Source organism: Crenobacter intestini (assembly GCF_004919095.1).
Classification (GTDB): Bacteria; Pseudomonadota; Gammaproteobacteria; order Burkholderiales; family Chromobacteriaceae; genus Craterilacuibacter; species Craterilacuibacter intestini.
This window is the reverse complement of the sequence record NZ_STGJ01000028.1, coordinates 1-22429: the sequence shown is the minus strand read 5'-3', so window position 1 is coordinate 22429 and position 22429 is coordinate 1. Positions and strand designations below refer to the sequence as shown.

The window sequence follows — 22429 nt, the reverse complement described above, 5'->3', positions numbered from 1 at the left end:
TTCAATTAATTGAAGGTGTTTACTAGTATACCTATCTCGACTTGCATAAATATAGAACTGAGTGATAGCGAAGGCGATGCTAGAGCTGGAGTAATGATCCAAATCTCGACGGCATACTTCATAGGTGGCATAGAAGAATCAGATTCTTATGGCAGAGCTCAAGTCGAACTTCCATGCAAGAGTGGAGAGGAGTTGGCGATCTCTGTTTATTTGGATGGAAATCTGGCGGGTAAATTTAAAGTCACTGATGGTGACACCATTTGCCTAGTTGTCTAATAGATGCGGTTACGCGATGGCCATAAGCTATGGACGGATGATTTGTGGTAAGTGTGTGGTCGGCTTGGTAGCTATAGTCGTGCGCGCAATAAATACAATTGGGTGTTCTGATGAAGCAAAAAAGCCCAACATAAGTTGGGCAAGGGGGCAAGCATTGCTTGCACCAAGGGCCAAAACCAAACCAAAAAGGGTCTAAATTTCTGTTTCCTTCAAATAAACGCATCCAAGCACAGAGTACAGCATAACAATAGCGAGGCCTGATACCCATTTGAAAATTGCATCTAATGCAAATGCAGGTCTAATTGGTAGGTTTGCTAGTCCTGTCCATATGATTTCGCCAGACAGAATTATCGCAATAGCCCCGATGCCTATGCTGTTGATATAGCTTGCGTTTCTTCCAACTCTGACGTTTTTGAAACGCAAGTTACGGTCTGCAATCTCGGCTGACTTATTTCTTTTCACATGGGTTCCAGTGCAAATTGGTTTTCGCCAATTTGCTTGACCTTCACCTTGTGACCAACTGATAGTTTGTTGTTCTTCAAGAAAGAGCCAAATGACTTTCTTGGGCTGATAATCAGGCTGCTGTTTTCACGGATGTCTGTCTTGACGATTGTTCCGTCAACGTAGAATTCAACCTCTGCGCCCAAGTCGCCTTTTTTGCGCGAACCAAGCTTATCAGGGAAAAGGTGCTTGTGCTCTGAAGAAAAATAAATGCGCTTGTTGTCTAGCGTGGATTGCGTGATTTCAAAGAAAAATTCATTCATTTTCGTTCTCCTTTTGTTTTTCTAGGCGGCTAATTTTTTTGAGTAATTCACTTTTTCGCATTCTTGATGCAACTTAAAACAAGAATCTAGAAAGTGAACTTTGTTTACAGCCAGTTCTTCTGCGGCCGCTTTGAGAATATCAAAATCAAATATAAATTTTTCTTCGGTTTCGTTTTCTCGCATTTTTTTACATTCAATAATGTCGCCTACGTATTTTGATACTGCATTGCTGCTAAATTTGTAATGGCCGTGCTCATTCTTTTTAATCCCATTGTGCTCAGAAGTATCTTCCAAAAATTGAGCAAGATCATAAACGCTTCTAAATCCGAATTTCTCCAAGTCTCTGTGTGTATTTGCCTTTGCCATTACGGTTTTTTTAAAACCCCTATTTGCCAGCCATTCTTTTGCGACTTCGATTGATATGTAGGTTTTGTTTCCTTTTTTTTCAGTTTTTAGATGGTTTTTGTTCTTCGGATTTGTCATATTTCTAATGGTTCTTTCGTCTAGCCCTGAAAGTACCGCGATGTTGCTAATGTCTATGTAATTTACTGCGTGTTTGTCATCGGCGGAGAAATCAAGCTTTCCAAAATCTAGCCAGTACCTAGCTCTTGCTAGATTGATAATCTTCATGCATTTTTTTAAATTCACACCGTTTGAGTTGTTTCTTTCAAAAAACAAAGATTGATTAATATCTGAGATATATGAGAAATAATCGTCTTCCAATACTTCCCAGTCTCGATCCAGAGACTCATCCATAATGCCATTGACAGCATAGTCATATGCGCTGGACATCCATGCATAGGCTGTAGATTGGTGGTAGTTAAAATATATTTTTTGCATGTCTGGCTCATCATCTAATGAGGTGCCAAAAATTTCTTTCTTGTTTCGCCAGGTGTTGCCTTCAAAGATCCTATTGCGCTGACTTTCATAATCAACCAGCGCGTTGAGCAGTTCCTCAAGCATTTCTTCTTTGCTGAAGTCGATGGCGTTGCTCATGGTGTACCCCTTTGTGATGTCAGTGATGTCATCCGATGCATTGGACTATAGTGTCGGCACGGTGTCGTGTCAAGCGTGATATCACAGATATAATTTTATGCGCTAAGTGGGCTGATCCGATGCTGGGATTGGTGCGCAGTCAGATATCCTTTTCCATCAAACGAACGTCTAGCGGACACGGGGCTATCTGTCCGAAAACCTGCTTCTGTGATGGGTTGGCGGACGTTATGATTGACGGACGAAAAATCGGACAGAGGCGTGAGCCATGGCGTTGATTGGGTATGTGCGGGTGTCGACTGCAGAGCAGGATCCAGCTTTGCAGATGGATGCCCTCGAGCAGGCGGGTTGCGAACGGGTGTTCAGTGACACAGCGTCTGGCGCAAAGGCGGATCGCCCAGGGCTTGCTGAGGCGCAGGCTTATCTACGGGCAGGCGACGTGCTGGTGGTGTGGCGACTGGATCGCCTGGGGCGATCGCTGGCGCATCTGATCGAAACGGTTGGCATTCTGGAAGCGCGTGGCGTCGGCTTTCGATCTCTGACCGAGAGTATCGACACCACTACGCCAGGCGGGAGATTGGTTTTCCATCTTTTCGGTGCGCTTGGCCAGTTCGAGCGGGACCTGATCCGTGAGCGTACCCGGGCGGGGTTGGAAGCCGCCGCCGCGCGCGGTCGCAAAGGTGGGCGTAAGCCGGTGGTGACAGCTGAAAAGCTGCGCAGGGCGCGGGAACTGGTGGCCAGTGGATTGACTGTTCGTGAGGCTGCTACGCGGCTAAAGGTGGGGAAGACGGCTTTGTATGCTGCGCTTCAAGCGTAGGCATGCCCTTCGCGGCGCGGGCGCACAGCTTGCCCAATTTGAGCAATGCCCAAAACAGACACATTTGGGCAATGCCCATTTTGAGCAAACCGCCCGTACACCACCTCTACCCATGCACTGCGTCGGGCTCGTGAGTTGGTGGCCGGTGGGCTGACTGTCCGTGAGGCTGCGACACGGCTAAAGGTTGGGAAGACTGCTCTGTACTCGGCCCTTGCTGTACGTGAGCCGTCTGTCCGCAACGCTTAACCTATGCGGCTTTACTGGGCCGATGAGCGACGTCTCCTCGGCCTGCGAGCAGGCCTTCGATTGATAGGTCTTCATCCAGCTCATCCCAGTGGATGCCATGGGTACTTAGCTCGAAATTGGCGAGTTGTTCCGAGCTGGCTGCGAGTAGGCGTGGGAACCACGCCAGTGGTACGCCGAGGGTGCGGCCGTCGCTCAGCTCAACCCACATCGTCCATTCGTCAAAGCGTACGTCTTTAGCCGAAGTAATCATTCCAAGCCCTTTCCAGCAAGTCTCTGTTCTCCTGAACCACTGCAGCCAGTTCCTTCAATGTACGCGCATCGAAGCCATCATTGCGAGCTAGTTGCACATCCGGCGCTAGCCAGAACTTGGCTTCCCCATTCGGGCTGCGTACATGGATGTGTGCAGCCTCTAGTGGAGTACCTTCGTTCGAGTAGAAGAAAAATTTAAAGCCTTGGTAGCGCAAGATAACAGGCATGCCACTCTCATCAAATCGTATTTCATTAAATCATGAAAAGTGCTTTTCCAGAAGTTCGCGTACCTCGTCAGCCATCTTGCTGCCACGTTGCGCACAGGTGGCCTTGATGCGGCGGTGAAGTTCTTCCGAGACATCGATGGTGAGGCGCTTCATCTTGATGGTTGTCGGCGCAGGTTCAGGTTCTGCCGTGCGGTTGGAGACCCACTCATCTGCCGATGCTTGCCGGTTTGTTGGTTTGGTTCCGATGGTGATCTTCTTGTTCATGCGAGTACTCCTTTGATCTCTTCTACCAGGGCGGCGACTTCGTGTGCGGCTGGACTCTCGGCATCTACTTCGTGAACAGCTAGGCCGCTGGCGGCCGCTTCGGCAAAGACGACGCGCTGGGTCAGCGTAGAATCCAGGCATGGCAGGTTGTAGCTGGACAGTGCTTCGCGGACGTCTCGACCAATTGCCGTATTTGAGATTTTACGATTAATCGCAAAAACGGCCTTCAGGTCAGGCTTGTAGATCTGGGCTTCTTCGACCAGCTTCACGACTTCGTCTGCCGCCCAGATGTCGTAGGGCGATGGCTGGACGGGGATGAGAACCAGGTCAGAGGCCATGATGGCCGACCTGGCCAGCGCTGTGACTCGAGGAGGGCCGTCAATGATTACATGGTCGTAGTCTCTTCCGAGCGGCTTGATCTCGCGGTGGATGGTTTCCTTTGGCAGACCAACGACCACGACAGGACCGGGTTCTGTTCGTGCGGCGGACCAATCTAGGGAGGAACCCTGTGGGTCTGCGTCGATGAGCAGGACGCGGCTGCCGTCTTTGGCGAGCTGCGCGGCAATGTTGACGGACAGTGTGGTCTTTCCGACACCGCCCTTCTGGTTAAGAACGCCGATGATCATTGTGTTCGTCCGGTGTAGTTTTTGCGATAAAGTAATTTTACGATTATACGACTTTAAGTCTTTGTTGCGCTATTCCTTGTAACCATTGGGCTGCAGGGCTGCTTACTTATCGCAAATGCACAAAAACACAAATACGATTATGTGTGAATTTTTCAGCTTGGTAATTGTGTGATGCCGAGTGGGTTAAAGTTCTGAAACCCTTGTCTGCATTGAGTTTGCGCGGGGTTTGCTGTTAGGTGTACAGTATGCGAATTATCTGTCTTGACCGTAGGTCAAGATGATCGGTGGGTGCCACGGGCGCCCAAAAGGACGAAGCCCCATCCGCGGCAACGGTATGGGGCTTTGAATGAAAATTGCAGAGCGTTGCTCAACAAATCCACGTCACCTCTGGATTGTAAGCCACGTCCTGCCCTGAGAAAAGGGGCAAAAGCATCCCTGGTATGTAGTTTTTGTCGACACAAAACTTTGTGTTGACGGGAGAACATGCGCCTTCGAATCGGCTAACCATTGCCGATGCAGTGGCGTGCGGGGATGCCTAGCCCGGACGGGTAGGCGTGTACACATTTTTCCTCTCTCTATTTCCGTTGTGCTTTGTGACGCCCTTGTCGAGAACAGGGGGCGGCCATGCATAGCGCCCGACAACTTCATCTGGATTTGCGGTCACCCGCAGATCACGCAGAACTCTTCGGCAAACTGGCGCCAAAGGCGAGCCGTCTCGTCTGGCTCCCCCAGCAGAAGCCTGCCTGGCGTGCGCTGCCGCACGACAGACTGCGTGACGAGCTGGTCCGGCATTCCGGCGTGCCTGACGTTTATCTGACCCCAAACGAATTCTATGGCTGGCGAAGAACCAGCTTGCTGGCAGGCTTGCACGCGCTTTTCGTGGACATTGACGACCACAGCGGAGGTCAGGTTGATCGAATGGGCATGTCAGCGCTGGCGATCTCCAAAATCGAACGTGCTGGCATCCCTGAGCCGAACGCCATCGTCTACACCGGCCGAGGCATTCACCTCTACTGGCTGATCGAGCCACTGCCGGCGCGTGCACTGCCGCGCTGGCAGGCTTGCCAGCGCCAGCTTTGCGAGGTGCTGGGCGGTGACAAGCAGTCCGTCGATTGCACCCGGGTTCTGCGCGTGGTTGGCTCCGTCAACAGCAAGACTGGCGGTCTTGTCACTGCTGAACTAAGCCATCCCGACCGCTACGAATTCGACTGGATCTCCGACCAGATCTTGCCGGTGACCCGCGATGAGGTGCGCAAGGCGAAGGCCGAGCGCGTCCAAGTGCGAGACATTCGCCCTGCACAGGCGAAGGCCGGCGTTAAGCGTGGAAAATCGGTAAAAGGATCAATTTATGAGCGCTGGTATCAGGTCTATCAGGACTTGTGGCGCATCGTGGACGCGAACGACTGGCGAACTTGTGGAGTACCGAAGGGCAAGCGGGATCGCTTACTGTTCATGATGGCGAACGCGTTGAGCTGGTTTACCGTATCGGATGCGCTGGAGGCCGAGATCATCGACGTTGCCCGGCGCCTGACGCCGACCCTGACAGAGCGTGAAGTCCTGTCCTACTGCTCCAGCGTACTTGCCAGGGCTCGGGCGGACGCGGCCAAGGATGACGGCAAACGCTACCGGTACAAGCGTGAAACGCTTTGGAACGCGCTCTCAGACCTGATCGAGCCGCATGCGGGGTTGGTCGACCAGTTGCGGGCGATCGTTCCCGATGATGTGCGTGAGCAGCGTGAGCGTGAGCGGCTACGGCAGCGCGACGGCGTGAAGATGGATCGTACGACCTACTTGGCAACGGCGGACGAGCGAAGGGAAGAGGCTCTGCGGTTGCGGGAGCGTGGACTCTCGTGGAAAGCTGTAGGCGAGATTCTTGGAGTGTCAGCCACGGCAGCCCGTTTGCTGGCTTCGCGGCAAAAGCGTTCAAGTCCCCCTCTTGTATAGTGGGCTGTGCCCTGCCCGTAGGGCGTGGGTTTGTTTTTCGGGGTCGTTAAGAAACGTGACTTTGTGTGAGCAGTCATCGTGGTGATCCAGATACGCCTGGATCACCACGAGATTTTTCCTCGTTATCATGGATCTAAACCACGATCCTGTAGGTCATCGAGTCACACTCTCCGCGGCAACGGGATCGATGACGTCTGTCGCTTGCGTAGAGAGATGGCGTACACGGTTTTGTGTGGATGAACATGCTCAAGTTTTCTCGTCCTAGTCGGGTTGGTGTCGTGGTGGCGTAGTGACCCTCGTGGGAAGCCGTAGCCGGATGCTTGGAGTGTCAGCCACGGCAGCCCGTTTGCTGGCTTCGTGGCAAAAGCGTTCAAGTCCCCCTCTTGTATAGTGGGGCTGCCCGTAGGGCTTCGTTTTTATGGGGGTGTACATGCTCAAGCTGTTGGTTGGCCTTGCGCTCTTGCTTGCCGTAGTGGGTCTGGTTTCTTGGCGCCGCCGTGCGAAGTACCGCCTTCGACATTACACGTACCCGAACTACATCGAAATGACTCCGGATGAGGAGGAGCAATTCAATCGTGAGTCCGAAGCGTTCCGCGAGTTCCGCCGTTGCGAGGTTCATCGGACGTTTCCCCGACCTAGTGAAATTCCCGAGGTGAGGGTGGGTGACGTTCGGAAGCGTTATGAGTGAGCACCTCGACTGCCGTCCGACTAGGAAAGAGTTAAACAGGAGCAAGACCGGCGACCGCCGAGGTGCATCTCCAGCGTAGCCGCGCATCCATGAGGAGCAACCATGTCCCGATTTGCTGGGGTTGCCCTTCCATGTTTTCACATCAGGGTTTGAACAAGCGCCGTCGGGGTGGCGACCCGAGGACAGCGCGAAGCGCTCCGCAGGTGAGCCGCCACGAAGACACGACGGCGAAGCCGGCGTGCGAGAACGCCGACCGTCAGCCTTGATGTTTGTGTGCCGTCAGGCAGAGGGGGGACGAACTGCAGGTTGGATTTGAGCAACCGCTCGCAGTTCTTCCACAGTCGCCTGTTCTGGTTCAGCTAGGCAAAGCTGCGCTCGACGACCCAGCGTTTGGGGATGACCTTGAAGGTGTGCAGTTCACTGCGCTTGGCGATCTGCACCGTCACATGCCCACCAAGGATGTCCTGTACGCCCTCCGCAAAGTAGCCACTATCGGCAGGCAGGCTTTGCACCTGGCCCAACCTGGACTTGCAACGCTCCAGTGCCTGCAGCGTTTCCTTTCGATCGGCCACCTCTGCCGTCGTTACCGCGGCCGCGTGTGGCACTCTACGTACGGGGCCCGTGCGCCGATTCTACGCGCCTGGCGTGGCGCAGCAACAGCACCACGCCGACCGCCGCCGCGCCGAGCAGGATCCCAGCGCCGCCGAGAAGGTAGGGCAGCGCCTGCGCGATCGGGGTCATTCCGGTGCGTCCGGTTTCGAGCGTTGGGTGGCATTTTGTGCCAGCTTCGGCCCACCATCCTCCGGGGCGCTGACCCGCAGCCATTCGCCCAGGACTGCCTGTACGCAGGCCTGGCAGAAATCCCCGCATACCCGGTCACCGTCACCGAATACCGAGCCGTAGCCTCCCACAAAATCCACGTGGAGCGCCTCCTGTGCCTCGAACACGTCCGCACCCTCGCCGGCCAGCGGCAGGCCGCAGCGATCGCAGCGGCATTGCGTGAGCACCGTAACCTCGCGTTGAATGCGCTGAAAAATACGCATAACTATCCTCCCTAACGCCGGCGGCGGCGTGGTTTCAGATCTGTATCCACGCTACCGATGAGGGCAACAATCGCCGCGATTTTCTCCTGCTCGCGTCGTGCCGCCTCCTGTTTCTCCGCCGTTTGCGTGATTGGCGGTGGCAGCGTCTCTGGCTGCTCGGCCTCGGCTGAGGCTGCCTCTACCGCGAGGGGATCCGGCGTCTCAGGCTCTGGATCATCCAGCCACGATCTGTCGACGAGCAGGTTTGCCCGTGCCTGAACGGGCGTCGGTGCTTCCTCGCCCCGTGGGGGTGGTGCGGGTCGATCGTAGGCCTCATCGTCCTCATCCTGCGCTGAGGCAGCGCGTCGGTTTTCCATCCACTCTCGAATCCACCGGGCTGCCCCTGCGCGCTGCGCGCCATAGCCCAGAGCTAGCGCCGCCAGCAGTGCGAGGAAAATTTTTCCCCACGGCAGCCACGCTGCCGTGATGTCCCAGCGGTAGTCGTCGCGCGCTGGATGCAGGTCGATCAGAGGGTTGCCTGTCGCCAGTTTGTCGTACAGCGGGCTGTCGGGGAGCTGCGGCGTGTCGCTGTTGGCAGCAGGCAGCGATTCCGTCAGCGCGTCGGCTGATTCGCGGACGTCCATGCATAGCTGGGTCGGGTTGTCAGCGCAGGCGGCCAGCGCATTCGCGATAATCTGCAGGCCGGGCTTCGCGCGGCTGCACGGCGTTGCCAGTTTGCGGCAGGTATACAGCGATCCCGCCAGTGCGCGGGCGCTCTCCCGGAATCGGTCCTGATCGAGCCAGCTCCTCGGATCCGCGTTTATGCCCGCGGCCTCCTCCGCCCTGGCGCGGGCGTAACGCAGTTCCTCGGCTGCCTGTAGCCGGTCCAGCTCAGCCAGCCTGGCGTCGATTCGCCTGCCCATCCGCTCGATGATCCGCTCCTGGCTGGAGGGGGGGGCGCTGGGGGGCTCTATAGGCCTGGGGTTGTAGTCCCGGGTCTGGGCACTGTAGTCGTGTGAGCCAGAATCTCCGCAGCCCGATAGGGCTAGGGCGATCAGCAGCGCAACGTGGCGATTCTGCATGGCCTATTGCCCCAGAGGGATGAAGTGAATTTTGCCATCAATCTCCGCTGGAATTTTTTCACGCCGCGCAACCGCGTAGTGCGCTCGGTTGTTTTTTTCCCAGATTGGCAGCTCTGCTCCAGGCTCAAAACTCAGTTTATAGTCGCGCAGAATTGCGTTGCTGTCGGAAACAATCAGCACTCGGCTGACATGACCGCTCATGAGGTCATCGCAAATAGATCTAACAAATTGATCGCGCTGCCTGTCAAATTTTTTTGTTAGCTCGACCTCAATTCCATTTCTACGGCCATCATCATCTATAACAATCGCGTCAAAAATTTTGTGTTCGCCATTTTGGTATTTTATCCGTTGCTGGCGCTCAGTGATATAATCGGCCGTCTGGCCGTTATTGAGAATTTTTAGAACGATGTTCTGAGCAATCAGATCGTGTCTGATTAGGTTTTGGTTGACCCGATACGGATCCAGGTCGTATGGAATCCGCTCGTCTGAATGGCGTGAGGCCTCAATTAGACCACCCTCTGTGAGGGTATAAAATTTTTTTGGTACTCCACTAGCCGTGGCAGTGCCACGGAGCAGGCCACGTTTTTCCTGCCGCAGCGCGTATCCGCCAGACGTTCGCCCTAGCACGCGGTTGAGCATATCGCTCGTTGTCCACCCCCACCGATAGATCCAGGTCAGGGCCGTGAGCAGGTTTTCCTGCCCACGCTCCAGAGAGTTCTGCCCCGCATCGCGGAGCGTTTGGTGAGCCGCCCGCATCCTGGAAACGCGCGGATCGATCTCGTCGTTGGTGGACTGCGTCATGTGAAATCCCGTTCTCTAGCCAGTGCGGTAACACGTATTGTTACATGTAATTTTATGCATTCGAATTGCGCAACGTGTTTTGTTTCGTGTTCAGTTTGCATTTTTCGACAACAGATTGCCCCTCCTCTGCCACCGTCCTGGGCTCGCCTACGGCTCGGCGGCTAGGGCCGCAACCCAGGACTGGCGCGGCTGGACGCCGCGCCTGCCAGCGGATCGGCTCACCTCACGGCGGGCTTCTAGCCCGCCTGCGGCGGGTCGGGCTGTAGCCCGACCCTTGCGGGGCCGCCGCGTACCGCGGCTACCCGCCTTTCCGCCTACCGCTGCGCGGTGGTCGTTTGCTGCCCCACCCGTTGCTGCGCAACGGTCGGGGGCCCCGCTCACTCGGAAACGCGGGTAGCCGCGCTCCGCTCGGCGGCCGGGGCTTTGCCCCCCACCTCCTGCCGGCCGCTGGGGCGGCCTGGCTCCCTGGCGGTCGCCCACGGAGGCGGCTCCCCCCGGCCCTCGCGCTGGGGGCGCTCGGGTGGCTCGGCTGGACGCCTTGCCCCCGGCATCCGCCGGCCCCCCTTGGCTGATTCGGTGCGGTGGTAAATTTTTTAATCACCAGGGAAGTCATCGACTTTTTCCTACCTCTTTCCAAGAGAGGGCAGCCCTCCGGAAACTGGTCTTCCCTCTATCTTTGAGAAATCTGGTTTGGAAATATTCTGTGACAATTTAAGCTCTAGAGATCTAAACATTGCAACGTAGGTGTCAAATGATATTTCGCTGTTGTTGTTTTTATTTTTGTTTGTTTGTAGGGGTTTTTGTGTTGATGTGTTTGTTCTTGTCTTCTCTTTTGCGTCGATGTAGATTTTAAAGCCGTCTAGCCAAAATGAAATTCCTACTCCTGAGATGGCGTAGTGTTCTTTTATGGAAAGAATTTTTGCTGGTGATGCAGTGTGAACTAGACCAAGATGCGGTATTGGGAAGAATACTGCGCCGTCCTTGGATATGCTCCATTGTTTGTTGAACAGTATCGAAATTGAGCTTGGGGTTGCCTTGCTCCAGTCCACCAGCATCTTTGCTAGTATTGATATTGTTTGCTCGAAATAATTTGTATTTATTGCATGGTAAATTTCCGTTTTGTTTTTTAACAGAAATAATTTTGCATCCATTTCTGTTTTTATAGTTGGTCTGTTTTTGGCAAACAGATCAAATATGCAAACAAAAGGCATGAATATGTTGGATAATTTATCTTGTTGTTTTTTGTTCGGTGCTATCTTGAAAATGTGTACTTCGTTTTGCATTTTTTCTCCTTTCTGCTTGGCTTTTATTTCTTGGTTTGATGTTATTGTATTTGCGATGTTTTCTTCCAGTAAAAATCTTCTAGCGAAATGATTGCAGACATCGTTCCATGTCTAGATGGTCATGTGTGGAACAGTGGAGAGGTTGGCAACCTTGGTCAGTAGGCGCTGCCGAGCGGCATCAAGTTGATCGCCGTTTGTCTTACTCGAGAGCTTCTCTTTTTCTTTTCGCCCAAGGAAGTAAGCGATCCTTTCTGCATTGGCGCCAGACGGGTGCGGCATCCCATCCAGTACTCGGCCGGCTTCCAGATACCTTTGGGCTCCCAGCCAATCCAGTACGCTTGCCACCTTCGGCCCCAGTGGGATGAACACTGCGCTTTTTAGCGTCTGGCACTCTCTGGCAAAGCCATCCAGCAGTTGTTTTTTAAGCATGCTGCTCCTGATCATGTCTGGCGTGCCGTTGTAGTTCTCCCCTCGGTAAAAAACGGGGTTTCGCAACAGGGATGTTGTTTGTACCAAGTGGCTGGCTGACGAGAACAGTTCGCTGCAGCTTTTCAGATGGAGCCACTTGTGGAGCCCGACAGCGTCCAGCATCTCGATCAGGTTGGTGCGCATCGGGCCGCTGAAGGCACCTGTTTGTTTGCACTGACGAAGCACTTCCTCGTTGGCCAGGTGCTGCCTGAACGCCTGCTTGGCCTGAGACATCGCATTGCGCCACTGCACCAGTCCAGGTGTAATCCCGACCAGCACCACCTTGGCATGTGGGTTCACATACTCGAAGGGGATGTAGTAGCTGGTGAGGTCGCCCTCTGAGTAGAACATCAGGCTATCCGGGATGTCGCCGGCGTGGACGATGTTGGCGAGATCCATCGACTGGATGGCTGGCTTGAATTTGTCCAGTGTCATTTGTTTTCCCCTTTGATCAGGCGTTTTTCCGTGAAGTCGTAGGCTGCCACGATTGAGCGGCCGGATAGCTTGTAGAGTCCTGTGCGGCTTTTATCTGCAGAGGTCGCGCGTATCGCCAGGTCTTCTTCCAGTACCTTTTGCTTGGCCTCTTCTTGGGTTGCGACGTAGATCGTGTTCTCCAGGAGGTTCCCCCCTGCGCCACCTTCTGACAGTCGGAACAGCTTGTTTTTTTCGCCGCGCTTGCTCATCCGGACTGCGAACAGTGCCGTACCCTGCTGGTCGATCAGACAGAAGTTGAGTGCGTAGAGATCTGCTGAGAGCTGACTGGTCTGATGTTGCAAGTCCAGTTCGTCGATCTCGAGCAGTGCTGGGTCCTCGGATGCCTCCGCCGAATGGGGGGCTTCTTCCTCATCAAGAACGACTTCCTTGATTGAGCTGCTGGGCAAAAAGCCGGGTTCTTGTTTCAGCCACTCCTTTGCTAGTGCAGCTATGACGTAGACCCCGCTAGGTGCATTGGTTGTCAGTAAGCCGCCACGGTGCTTCTTGTGGCTGGCGGTCAACGACTTGATACGGCCGTAAGTGGTGCCTGACAGGACTGCCAGTTCTGGTAGCGAGAGCCCTTGCTCGGGGAGAGAGAAGTGGCAACTCAGCCCGCTAATCAGCTCGCTCTGGGAGCAGCGTGGGAAATCCAGCTTGAGCCGGGCAAGGAAGCGTAGCGCGAGCAGGTGCCCAGGTCCGGTGTGTGCGCCCACATTTTCCACATAGGCGTAGGGTGGCATCTCATTCCAACCTGCCTGGACGCGACCCAGCATATTCAGAATGGTGACAACCTTGTCACCCCAATCATCTTGGGCAGGACTCTCCATCACCTGGCTGATCAGCTCCCCATCACCTTGCACCGCGTAACGGTACATCTCTGCCAGCATCATCCAGAACGGGCTTTGCTCGATCGATCTTGTGATCTCCGCCTTGATCTGGTCGCTATGGCGCTGCAGTTCATCGATCTCATGTGGAAAGAACAGATGCGTTTCCATCTGGGCCTGAGTCAGTACCCGCGAGGAAGTCAGCCACTCAATGCTCCACTGCCGGAGGTCATCCAGGCTGTAGTTCTCCCAGCTATTCATCTCTTCTGAGCGAGTGATGGATGGGTAACGAACGAGCTGTACGGCGAAGTTGTTGTCGGTGACGTTGTGGTTGTTGTATGGCATGACTGTCTTCCTTGTTGATGTTTATTGCATGAGTCGATTCTACGTGTTCTAATTCCAATGTCAATGGAAATCTCTTCCAAAGAAATAGCCGACTGGCTAAATCACTAAGGCGGATGCTAAGGTATGCGATCCTAAGAAAAAGTATTAAAAACTTTATTGACGAATGTAAATACGTTGCTTACCATCGCTGTATGGTCAGACAAAGGAGACCGCATCATGCACACCACACATCACTGCAAAGCTCGGCAAACCCAGCGTGGGATTTCGCCCAAGATGGTCGACTACGTGATCGAGCACGGGCGCTCGAGCAACGACAAGGTCGTTTTGGACATCAATGAGGTTGATCGCCTCCTGGCTGACCTCGATGCCCAGCGAAGTCTGCTTCTCAAGATCCGAGATAAGGGAGGCGTTGTCGTGGTGGAGCAAGGCGGAGTGGCCATCACGACGTACAACCGTCAGCGGCGCAACCGTTTTCGTCAGCACTGACGGATCCGTCACGTTTTAGAAAGGCATACAAATGGACGAGAAAATTTTCTGGCAATTGATCGAGACCATGCGTGGTCGGTTGCCGATTAACACGGCGATGTCCCTGGTTCTGCAGCTGCTTTGCTGGTGGAAGTTGTCGAAGACGGACTGCGACCTTCCGGATAACCTCCGGCTTGATCGTCTTCTGGATCGGGACTTGGGGGAGCTGCGGGCTGCGCTACGTAGCGTGCAGCAGCAACCTGCGGTACAGGGTGCGTTTATGGACGAGAGCGCGTGGTATCCGCTGCATAGCAGTCTGGATATCGCTCAGCTACTCAGGAAGATTGCCGAGCTGGATTCCCAAGGGCTGCTCAAAAACTTGAACCTGGACGATGTGGCGTACTGGTGGCAGGAGAGCAGGGACAGTTCTCCCTCGAGTGCTCCCAGCTTCAACCATTTCATGGTCTCCCTCGCCCAGATCGGGCCGGGGTCAAAGGTCTACGTTCCTTGGGATGCTTCTGGGCAGCTGGCGACACGCGTCGCGCGTCTAGGCGCTAATGCTTACGTCGAAGTGCCTGAGCCAACCTTAGCGGCTCAGCTTCTTACCCTGGTAGGCGGGCGTAACTGGACATTGAAGTCCAGCGACCCAATCCAGAGGCCATCAGCGTTGGGTGCCCTCGATCCGAGTCGTTTTGATGTGGCGGTGTGCTTCCCGCCCATAGGGGTGCGCTATCCCAAAGAGGTGGTTGATGGAGACCTGTTTGGTCGCTTCCCGGAAAAGTACTCGACGAGCAGCGTTCTGCAGATCAGGCATCTGCTGGCTCAGACCCGCGGCCGCATTGTAGTGGCGATGCCGAACTCGATCTTGTTTGCTTCTGGCGGGGAGCGCCAACTGCGTGAAAGCCTGATTGAGGCTGGCCAGCTAGAGGCTGTCATTGCGCTGCCGGCTGGACTATGCAGCCACACCAATATTCCGTTGTCGGTACTGGTGCTGAATGGCAACGGTGGTGTGGAGCGTGTCCGCTTTGTTAATGCGGTGAGGGATGACTGGCTTGTGCGGTCAGAAAAAAGACGCGTCGAGCTGGCTGATCTGCAATCCCTGCTGTTTGAGGCCACACATCACGACTCTCCTGATGGTTCTGAGTTCTCAGAGGATGCTGTTTCGGTTTCGAGACAGGCCATCCGTGACAATGACTACATGTTGGAGCCGGGTCGTTATGTACTGGACGACGCGGCGCGCAGTTTGGCGGAATTCCAGGGGCGCTATCCGATGCGTTCGCTCGGAGACTTCTTCGAGGTCGTTCGCCCGCGTCAGCACCAAACGGCTGGTGGTGGAGATCCTGTGCGTGAGGTGCTGGCTCAGGACCTTCCTGACTACGGTTACATTCGTACTGCCAGCAAGGACGCTATGTACGAGTTCAAAATTGGCAAAGACTCTGTGTACTTCATCGTGCCAGGCGATGCTCTGATGGCTTTCAAGGGAAGCGTTGGTAAGCTAGGTCTCGTTCAGGATGCTCCGTCCCTCGGAGAGGGGGGGTGGATTGCAGGACAGTCGTTGGTCATTCTGCGCAGCAAAGTACCGGATACGTACCCAGCGAAGGCGCTACTGGTTTATCTGCGCTCAGAGATGGGGCAGGCTTCTCTCAAGGGGCGTACCGTCGGGACCAGCATCCCATACATTAAGCTGTCCGAGCTCAAGGAGCTGCCGATTCCTCTTTTCAGCAAAGAACAGATGGACAAGATGGTTCGTGTGTTCGACAGGGAGGCGCAGATCGAGGAAGAGGTCCTGCGGCTGCGGAAGGAGCAGGCCTCAATCTCATCTGGGCTCATTGATGTGTAGCGTTGCTCGATGAAGTAGACTGAGTTGCCATCAGTGCCTTCAGCGAATGTCGCCTCGCGGCTTCGAAGCGAAGCCGCGAGGGGCCGCTGGTATCAACATTGCCACGCGCGGATTCCCATTTTTCAGCGCGTTTTTGACCGTATTAATGGCGTTCTTGGCCCCAATTTTTGACATGAAGGTTTGAGTATCCTTTTGAAATTTAATTATTTTTCCGACTCTGCCCTGCTTGAGTCAGAATGTTTCATTCAATTAGCCTGATCAAAAAACTAGAAGCCATCACTGTGAACAAGCAACAACTCGCATCCAAAATTTGGGCATCCGCCAACCAGATGCGCTCGAAGATCGAGGCCAATGAATACAAGGACTACATCCTTGGCTTCATCTTCTACAAGTACCTCTCCGACAAGCTGGTGGCCTTCGCCACCGCCGAGGGCTTCACGGACGAGGACTTCAGTGCGGTGACCGAGGACGACGCGGAAACCGTCGATCACTTCAAGTCCAACCTGGGCTACTTCATTGCCCACCAGCACCTGTTCTCGACCTGGCTGGACCAAACGAGCGACTTTGACGTCGCCAACGTGCGCGAAGCCCTGTCAGCCTTCAGCCGCCTGATCCATCCGAACCACAAGCGCCTGTTCGAAGGCATCTTCAAGACGCTGGAAACCGGCCTGAGCAAACTGGGCGATACGGCAGCGAAGCAGACCAAAGCGATCAGTGATCTGCTTCAGCTGATCAAAGACATCCCCATGGATGGCAAGCAGGGCTACGACGTGCTCGGCTTCATCTACGAGTACCTCATTGGCATGTTCGCCGCCAATGCAGGCAAGAAGGCAGGCGAGTTCTACACCCCGCACGAGGTGTCTGTGCTGATATCTGAGGTCATCGCGCACCACCTGAAAGACCGCGAGACCATCCAGATCTACGACTCCACCAGTGGCTCCGGCTCGCTGCTGCTCAACATTGGCCAGGCCATCGCCAAACACATGGGCGATAAAGACAGCATCAAGTACTACGCCCAAGAGCTGAAGGAGAACACCTACAACCTCACGCGCATGAACCTGGTCATGCGCGGCATCCTCCCGGGCAACATCGTTACGCGCAACGCCGACACGCTGGAGGACGACTGGCCGTACTTCGACGAGCAAGACCCGGTCAACAGCTACAACCCGCTGTACCTGGATGCGGTGGTGTCGAACCCGCCTTACTCGCAGAAGTGGGACCCACTGCACAAGGACACTGACCCGCGCTACGCCCGCTTTGGCGTGGCCCCCAAGTCCAAGGCCGACTACGCCTTCCTGCTGCACGACCTGTACCACCTGAAGCCCAACGGCATCATGGCCATCGTCCTGCCGCACGGTGTGCTGTTCCGCGGTGGTGAAGAAGGTGTCATCCGCAAGCAGCTGATCGAGAACGACCACCTCGAAACCATCATCGGCCTGCCCTCCAACATCTTCTTCGGCACCGGCATCCCCACTGTCATCCTCGTGCTCCGGCAGAAGCGCAAGAGCAGCGATGTGTTGTTTGTTGACGCCTCCAAGGGCTTCGCCAAAGAAGGCAAGAACAACAAGCTGCGCGCGTGCGACATCAAGAAGATCACCGATGTGGTGGTCGCCCGCGCCACCGTGCCTGGCTTCAGCCGTCTGGTGCCAAAAACGGAGCTTCAAGGCGAGGCCAACGACTACAACCTCAACATTCCGCGCTACGTGGACTCGTCCGAGCCACCCGAGAGCTGGGACCTGTACGCCTCGATGTTCGGCGGCATTCCGCTGAGCGAGTTGGATGCGCTGGCCAACTTCTGGAAGGCCTTCCCTAACCTGCGCCCGGCGTTGTTCACCTTGGACGGCACGCCTTACGCCCAGCCGAAGGTAGATGACCTGGCTGCAGCCGTGAGCCAGCACCTTGAAGTGACGAAGTTCAACGAGGACTTCAAGCGTGCGTTCGACGGCTTCAAGCCGTGGCTGTACAGCGAGCTGATCGGAAAGATGCTCACGCTGCAGGTTCCTCGCCAAGAAGCATTGATTTGCGACCAACTGTTCGAGCGCTTGGCCAAGGTCGGAACGGTGCCCCTCATCGACAAGTACCAGGCCTATCAGGTCCTCGACGACCACTGGCAGCCCATCGCGGTGGATCTGGAAATCCTGCAGACCGAAGGCTTTGGTGCCACACGGGTGGTCGACCCGAACTACGTCGTCAGGAAGAAGGACGGGAAGGACGTTGAGGTGCAGGATGGCTGGAAGGGTCGCGTCCTGCCATTTGACCTGGTGCAGTTGGCCCACCACAAGAAGGAGCTGGCCGCCCTTCATAAGAAGGAGGCCGAGCTGGCCGAGGTGGTCGCTCAGCTGGAAGAACAGCTTGAAGGCTTCAGCGAGGAAGACAAGGCCAAAGACACCTTCAACGAAGCGGGCGACAAGTTCGTTGCAGCGGCGGTGGCCAAGGAAGCCAAAGAGCTCGAAGCCGATGCAAATGGCACCTCTGCGCTCGACCCCGAATCCTACGAGGCCAAGATCATCCAAGCAGCCAAAGTGCTGGCCAAGGAAAAGTCACTAAAGGCGGCCATCAAGAAAGACGCCGCAGCACTTCACCTGAAGACCAAGGCCACGATTGAGAAGCTGAGCGACGAACAGGTGTATGCCCTGCTCGAAGCCAAGTGGCTCACGCCGCTTGTGGACCAGCTGAATGGCTTGCCGGTCATGGTGATGTATGGCCTCGTCGCAAAGCTGCAAGCCTTGGTTGAGAAGTACCGGATCACCTACGCCGACAACGCTCGTGATATTCAGCAAGCCGAGGATGCTCTGGTGTGCATGCTCGGAGAACTGGATGGTGGCGACTTCGATCTCAAGGGCATTGAGGAACTGAAGACTCTGCTGGCTAGGGGTTGAGATGACCGATCAGACGGAAGGCACCGTGCCGAAGATTCGTTTCAAGGGATACGACGCGCCGTGGGTGCCAAAGAAGCTTGGGCAGATATACGCAGAACGCAACGAACGAGGCAACGATTCGCTGCCCATCTTGTCAGTCTCCATTCACAGCGGCATTTCGACTGGCGAGCTGAGCAACGAGGCCCTCGGAAAGAAGGTGCGTCGAAGCAAGGACAAGTCGCTCTACAAGCACGTTCGATCAGGGGATCTCGTGCTGAACATGATGCGCGCGTGGCAGGGCGCGCTTGGCGTTGCAAAGACTGAGGGAATGGTCAGCCCAGCCTATCTGACAGCAACCCCGGACGATACCGTCTATCCGTTATTCATGGACTGCGGCTTGAGGCGCCCTCAAGTCGTGGCCCAAATGAACAAGTTGTCCTATGGAGTCACAGACTTCAGAAAGCGACTGTACTGGGACTCGTTCGTCCGCGTTCAGTTCGCTGCCCCATCTGTGCCAGAACAGCAGAAGATTGCTTCTTACTTCTCGGACCTCGACTCCATGATCGCCTTGCATCAGCGCAAGCATGAAAAGCTTTTGGTATTAAGGTCAGTAATGCTGCAGAAGATGTTTCCGCAGCCCGGCTCCGCTGTTCCTGAAGTTCGATTTGCGAATTTCACTTCACCTTGGGACTCGGTCCCTCTGGGTAAACTTGGCCAGCCGTACGCTGGCCTCTTCGGCAAAACGAAGGAGGACTTCGGCTGTGGTGACGCGCGATTCGTCACCTACATGGGGGTCTTCAGCAACGCGATCTCTGGCCCGGCTGATACAGAAGCCATCGGAGTGGATAGGAGCCAGAATGAAGTGAAGACAGGCGACGTGATGTTCACGATTTCGTCTGAGACACCTGAAGAGGTAGGCATGTCCTCTGTGTGGTCAGGGGGCGAAGCGAACGTCTACCTCAATAGCTTCTGCTTTGGATTTCGCCCTTTGGCAAGTCTCCGAAGCGAGTTCATGGCCTATGTTCTCAGGGCGAGTGCCTTCAGATCGCGGGTCCGCGTTCTCGCGCAGGGGATCTCGCGCTACAACATCTCCAAGGCCAAGGTGATGAACATTCCAATTGGCGTACCCACCGAGGAAGAGCAAGAGCGGATCGGCATGTACTTTTGCGCTCTGGATGGCTTGATCGCGAAGCACGCGACTCAGGTCCAGAAGCTTCGGCAGATCAAATCCGCCTGCCTTGAAGCCATGTTTGTGTGACGCCAGCGCCCATCGCCCATGACCACCTTTGACAAAGAATCTGCTTTCGAAGCCGCAGTCATCAACGAACTACGTCAGCGTGGCTGGGGTGAGTTGGAGGTCATCAAGTGCCCCAGCGAGGCCGACTTGCTGGCGAACTGGAAGCGGATACTCTTCGAAAACAACCGCAGCAAAGACCGGCTGAACGAGGTGCCGCTGACCGATAGCGAGATGCAGCAGGTGATGGAGCAGATCGTCGCCCTGCGCACGCCGCTGAGGCTGAACGGCTTCATCAACGGCAAGACGGTGGCCATTACGCGGGACAACCCGGCCGACGCGCTGCACTTCGGCAAAGAGGTGAGTCTGAAGGTCTACGACCGGCACGAGATTGCCGCCGGGCAAAGCCGCTACCAGATTGCACAGCAGCCGCGCTACGCCCGTGCCTCTGAGCTGCAGCATGACCGGCGGGGTGACTTGCTGCTGCTGATCAACGGCATGCCGGTGATCCACATCGAGCTGAAGAAGAGCGGTGTGCCGGTTAGCCAGGCCTACAACCAGATCCAGAAGTACGCACGCGAGGGCGTGTTCACTGGGCTGTTTTCGCTGGTTCAGATTTTTGTGGCCATGGAGCCAGGGGAGGCGCTGTACTTTGCCAACCCCGGGCCGGACGGCAAGTTCAACAAGGACTACGCCTTCCACTGGGCCGACTTCAACAATGAGCCCATCAACGACTGGAAGGGCGTCACCTCCAGCCTGCTGTCCATCCCGATGGCGCACCAGTTGATCGGTTTCTACACCGTGGCCGACGAGGCCGACGGCGTGCTGAAAGTGATGCGTAGCTACCAGTACTACGCCGCGCACGCCATTTCGGACAAGGTGGCCAAGACGGACTGGAAAAACCCGAACCGCCTGGGCGGCTATATATGGCACACCACGGGCTCGGGCAAGACCATGACGAGCTTCAAGTCGGCCCAGCTTATCGCCAACTCCAAAGACGCCGACAAAGTGGTGTTCTTGTTGGACCGGGTGGAGCTGGGCACACAGACGCTGAAGGCGTACCGGGACTTTGCCGGTGACAGCAACCAGGTGCAGGCCACCGAGAACACCGGCGTGCTCGTCAAAACGCTGAAGAGCACCGCGCCTGCAGACACCCTGATCGTTACGTCTATCCAGAAGATGAGCCGGATCACGGGCGACGACGATGGCTTGAAGGCGCACGACTTGGAGACCATGCGCGGAAAGCGCATTGTGTTTATCGTGGACGAGTGTCACCGTTCTACCTTCGGCGACATGCTGTCCGACATCAAAGAGAGTTTCTCGGGCGCAGTGTTCTTCGGCTTCAGCGGCACGCCCATCCACAAGGAGAACGTGCGCAAGTACAACACCACGACTGATATCTTTGGGGATGAACTGCACCGCTACAGCATCGCCGACGGCATTCGCGACAAAAACGTGCTGGGCTTCGACCCCTACCAGGTTCTGACCTACCGTGACCGCGACCTGCGGCAAGCGGTGGCCCTGGAGAGGGTCAAGGCGGCAACCGTGGCCGAGGCACTGGCGGACGAAGCGAAGAAAAAGGTCTTCAACCGGTACATGAAATACGTGCCGATGGCTGGCCACCGCGACGTGGTTGGTGGGTACCAGCGTGGCATTGAGGACTACCTGCCAAACGCCCAGTACGAGCGCGACGAGCATCGCCACGCCGTGCTGAAGGACATTGCCGACAACTGGGAGGTGCTGAGCCAGGCAGGGAAGTTCCACGCCATCCTTGCCACTAGCAGCATCACCGAAGCGATCATCTACTACCGCCTCATGAAGGCGCAGTGCCCCACGTTGAAGATCACTGCGCTGTTTGACCCGCACATCAGCGATGACGACACCGGTGGTGCCGATCCAGCCTTCAAGGCAGAAGGGCTGGAAGAGATCATCAAGGACTACAACGCCACTTACGGGCAGAAGTTCGACATGGGCACCCACGCGAACTTCAAGAAGGACCTGGCTTCGCGCCTGGCCCACAAAGCGCCTTACATCCGGGCCGAGGCCGAGCCGGCGATGCGCCTGGATCTGCTGATCGTGGTGAACCAGATGCTGACGGGCTTCGATTCGAAGTGGGTCAACACGCTGTACTGCGACAAGCTGCTGGAGTACGAAAACATCATCCAGGCGTTCTCACGCACCAACCGGCTGTTCGGACCAGACAAGCCGTTTGGCACCATCCGCTATTACCGCAAGCCGCACACGATGAAGCGCAATGTGGACGCGGCGGTGAAGCTTTACTCCGGCGACAAGCCCATTGGCCTGTTTGCCGACCAGTTGCCCCGGAACCTGGAGCGCTTGAACGACTACTTCACCGAGATCAGCGCCATCTTCAGCGCGGCAGGCATCGCCGACTTTGCAAAGCTGCCGGATGACTTGGCGGCACGGGCTGCTTTCGCCAAGCAGTTCAACCGGTTCAGCGGCATCCTTGAGGCCGCGAAGATCCAGGGCTTCACCTGGGACAAGTCGGTCTACGAGTTCGATACCGAGCCCAAGCAGTCGATTGCGGTGGCCCTCACGAAGCTGCAGTACTTGACGCTGCTGCAGCGCTACAAGGAGCTTGGGGCAGGCAGTGGCGGTGCTGGCGAGAGCATCCCCTT

Annotated in this window: 21 protein-coding genes and 1 pseudogene; 7 read left to right on the top strand and 15 right to left on the bottom strand. The window is 55.7% G+C overall.

Annotated elements, in window-relative coordinates; all coding sequences use genetic code 11:
- Nucleotides 1-734 precede the first annotated feature (734 nt).
- On the bottom strand, nt 735-1040 hold the full coding sequence (locus tag E5K04_RS16085; RefSeq protein ID WP_136555864.1) for a hypothetical protein: 306 nt from the start codon (nt 1038-1040) through the stop codon (nt 735-737).
- Nucleotides 1041-1061: 21 nt separating this feature from the next.
- On the bottom strand, nt 1062-2036 hold the full coding sequence (locus tag E5K04_RS16080) for a hypothetical protein (RefSeq protein ID WP_136555863.1): 975 nt from the start codon (nt 2034-2036) through the stop codon (nt 1062-1064).
- 265 nt (nt 2037-2301) lie between these two features.
- Between E5K04_RS16080 and E5K04_RS16075 the strand changes: the two genes are divergently transcribed.
- The gene (locus E5K04_RS16075; protein WP_136555862.1) at nt 2302-2850 is read left to right on the top strand and encodes a recombinase family protein; all 549 of its coding nucleotides are present in this window, start codon (nt 2302-2304) and stop codon (nt 2848-2850) included.
- Nucleotides 2851-3097: 247 nt separating this feature from the next.
- On the opposite strand, the gene E5K04_RS17065 is transcribed toward E5K04_RS16075, so the two are convergent.
- The 4 genes from E5K04_RS17065 to parA are packed head-to-tail and all read right to left on the bottom strand — an operon-like array spanning nt 3098 to nt 4462.
- On the bottom strand, nt 3098-3346 hold the full coding sequence (locus tag E5K04_RS17065) for a DUF2442 domain-containing protein (protein ID WP_136555861.1): 249 nt from the start codon (nt 3344-3346) through the stop codon (nt 3098-3100).
- Nucleotides 3330-3572: a DUF4160 domain-containing protein gene (locus E5K04_RS16060; RefSeq protein ID WP_136555860.1), complete on the bottom strand. Its 243-nt coding sequence runs from the start codon at nt 3570-3572 to the stop codon at nt 3330-3332. Before E5K04_RS16060 ends, E5K04_RS17065 begins: the two co-directional genes overlap by 17 nt.
- A 30-nt stretch (nt 3573-3602) precedes the next feature.
- A complete protein-coding gene (locus E5K04_RS16055) occupies nt 3603-3836 on the bottom strand; it encodes a plasmid partition protein ParG (RefSeq protein ID WP_136555859.1) in 234 nt (77 codons plus the stop codon).
- Nucleotides 3833-4462, bottom strand: a complete 630-nt coding sequence (gene parA / locus E5K04_RS16050) for a ParA family partition ATPase (RefSeq protein WP_136555858.1) — start codon at nt 4460-4462, stop codon at nt 3833-3835. Before parA ends, E5K04_RS16055 begins: the two co-directional genes overlap by 4 nt.
- Before the next feature lie 624 nt (nt 4463-5086).
- Here parA and E5K04_RS16045 point away from each other — a divergent pair.
- Both E5K04_RS16045 and E5K04_RS16040 read left to right on the top strand, forming a co-directional pair.
- A complete protein-coding gene (locus tag E5K04_RS16045; protein WP_136555857.1) occupies nt 5087-6406 on the top strand; it encodes a DNA-primase RepB domain-containing protein in 1320 nt (439 codons plus the stop codon).
- 430 nt (nt 6407-6836) lie between these two features.
- Nucleotides 6837-7094 carry a hypothetical protein gene (locus E5K04_RS16040; RefSeq protein WP_136555856.1) on the top strand — a complete coding sequence of 86 codons (258 nt, stop codon included), beginning with the start codon at nt 6837-6839 and terminating at the stop codon, nt 7092-7094.
- Nucleotides 7095-7387: 293 nt separating this feature from the next.
- Here the strand turns inward: E5K04_RS16040 and E5K04_RS16035 are convergent.
- From E5K04_RS16035 to E5K04_RS16790, 9 genes and pseudogenes are all read right to left on the bottom strand, one after another.
- Nucleotides 7388-7699: pseudogene (locus E5K04_RS16035) on the bottom strand (transposase); the annotation flags it as partial.
- 1 nt (nt 7700) lies between these two features.
- Nucleotides 7701-7835 carry a hypothetical protein gene (locus E5K04_RS17025; protein ID WP_268907643.1) on the bottom strand — a complete coding sequence of 45 codons (135 nt, stop codon included), beginning with the start codon at nt 7833-7835 and terminating at the stop codon, nt 7701-7703.
- Complete coding sequence (locus E5K04_RS16030) at nt 7832-8137, bottom strand: hypothetical protein (RefSeq protein WP_136555855.1); 306 nt, start codon at nt 8135-8137, stop codon at nt 7832-7834. The genes E5K04_RS17025 and E5K04_RS16030 overlap by 4 nt, the downstream gene beginning before the upstream one ends.
- Before the next feature lie 11 nt (nt 8138-8148).
- Nucleotides 8149-9198, bottom strand: coding sequence for a hypothetical protein (locus tag E5K04_RS16025; protein ID WP_136555854.1), 1050 nt, complete (start codon nt 9196-9198; stop codon nt 8149-8151).
- Between the two features lie 3 nt (nt 9199-9201).
- Nucleotides 9202-9999, bottom strand: coding sequence for a hypothetical protein (locus E5K04_RS16020; protein ID WP_136555853.1), 798 nt, complete (start codon nt 9997-9999; stop codon nt 9202-9204).
- A 623-nt stretch (nt 10000-10622) separates the two neighbouring features.
- Complete coding sequence (locus E5K04_RS16015) at nt 10623-11282, bottom strand: hypothetical protein (RefSeq protein ID WP_136555852.1); 660 nt, start codon at nt 11280-11282, stop codon at nt 10623-10625.
- A gap of 111 nt (nt 11283-11393) precedes the next feature.
- The gene (locus E5K04_RS16010) at nt 11394-12185 is read right to left on the bottom strand and encodes a hypothetical protein (protein ID WP_136555851.1); all 792 of its coding nucleotides are present in this window, start codon (nt 12183-12185) and stop codon (nt 11394-11396) included.
- Nucleotides 12182-13393 (bottom strand): hypothetical protein, encoded by a 1212-nt coding sequence (locus E5K04_RS16005; protein WP_136555850.1) that lies wholly within the window; start codon nt 13391-13393, stop codon nt 12182-12184. Before E5K04_RS16005 ends, E5K04_RS16010 begins: the two co-directional genes overlap by 4 nt.
- Nucleotides 13394-13588: 195 nt before the next feature.
- On the bottom strand, nt 13589-13876 hold the full coding sequence (locus E5K04_RS16790; RefSeq protein ID WP_205700406.1) for a hypothetical protein: 288 nt from the start codon (nt 13874-13876) through the stop codon (nt 13589-13591).
- A 34-nt stretch (nt 13877-13910) separates the two neighbouring features.
- Between E5K04_RS16790 and E5K04_RS15995 the strand changes: the two genes are divergently transcribed.
- The 4 genes from E5K04_RS15995 to E5K04_RS15980 form a co-directional block, all read left to right on the top strand.
- Nucleotides 13911-15698 carry an N-6 DNA methylase gene (locus E5K04_RS15995; protein ID WP_136555848.1) on the top strand — a complete coding sequence of 596 codons (1788 nt, stop codon included), beginning with the start codon at nt 13911-13913 and terminating at the stop codon, nt 15696-15698.
- Nucleotides 15699-15979: 281 nt separating this feature from the next.
- Nucleotides 15980-18577 (top strand): type I restriction-modification system subunit M, encoded by a 2598-nt coding sequence (locus E5K04_RS15990; protein WP_136555847.1) that lies wholly within the window; start codon nt 15980-15982, stop codon nt 18575-18577.
- Nucleotide 18578: 1 nt separating this feature from the next.
- Nucleotides 18579-19814, top strand: a complete 1236-nt coding sequence (locus tag E5K04_RS15985) for a restriction endonuclease subunit S domain-containing protein (protein WP_136555846.1) — start codon at nt 18579-18581, stop codon at nt 19812-19814.
- Nucleotides 19815-19832: 18 nt separating this feature from the next.
- Nucleotides 19833-22429: type I restriction endonuclease subunit R (locus E5K04_RS15980; RefSeq protein ID WP_136555845.1), on the top strand; the 2597-nt coding region annotated here is incomplete at its 3' end.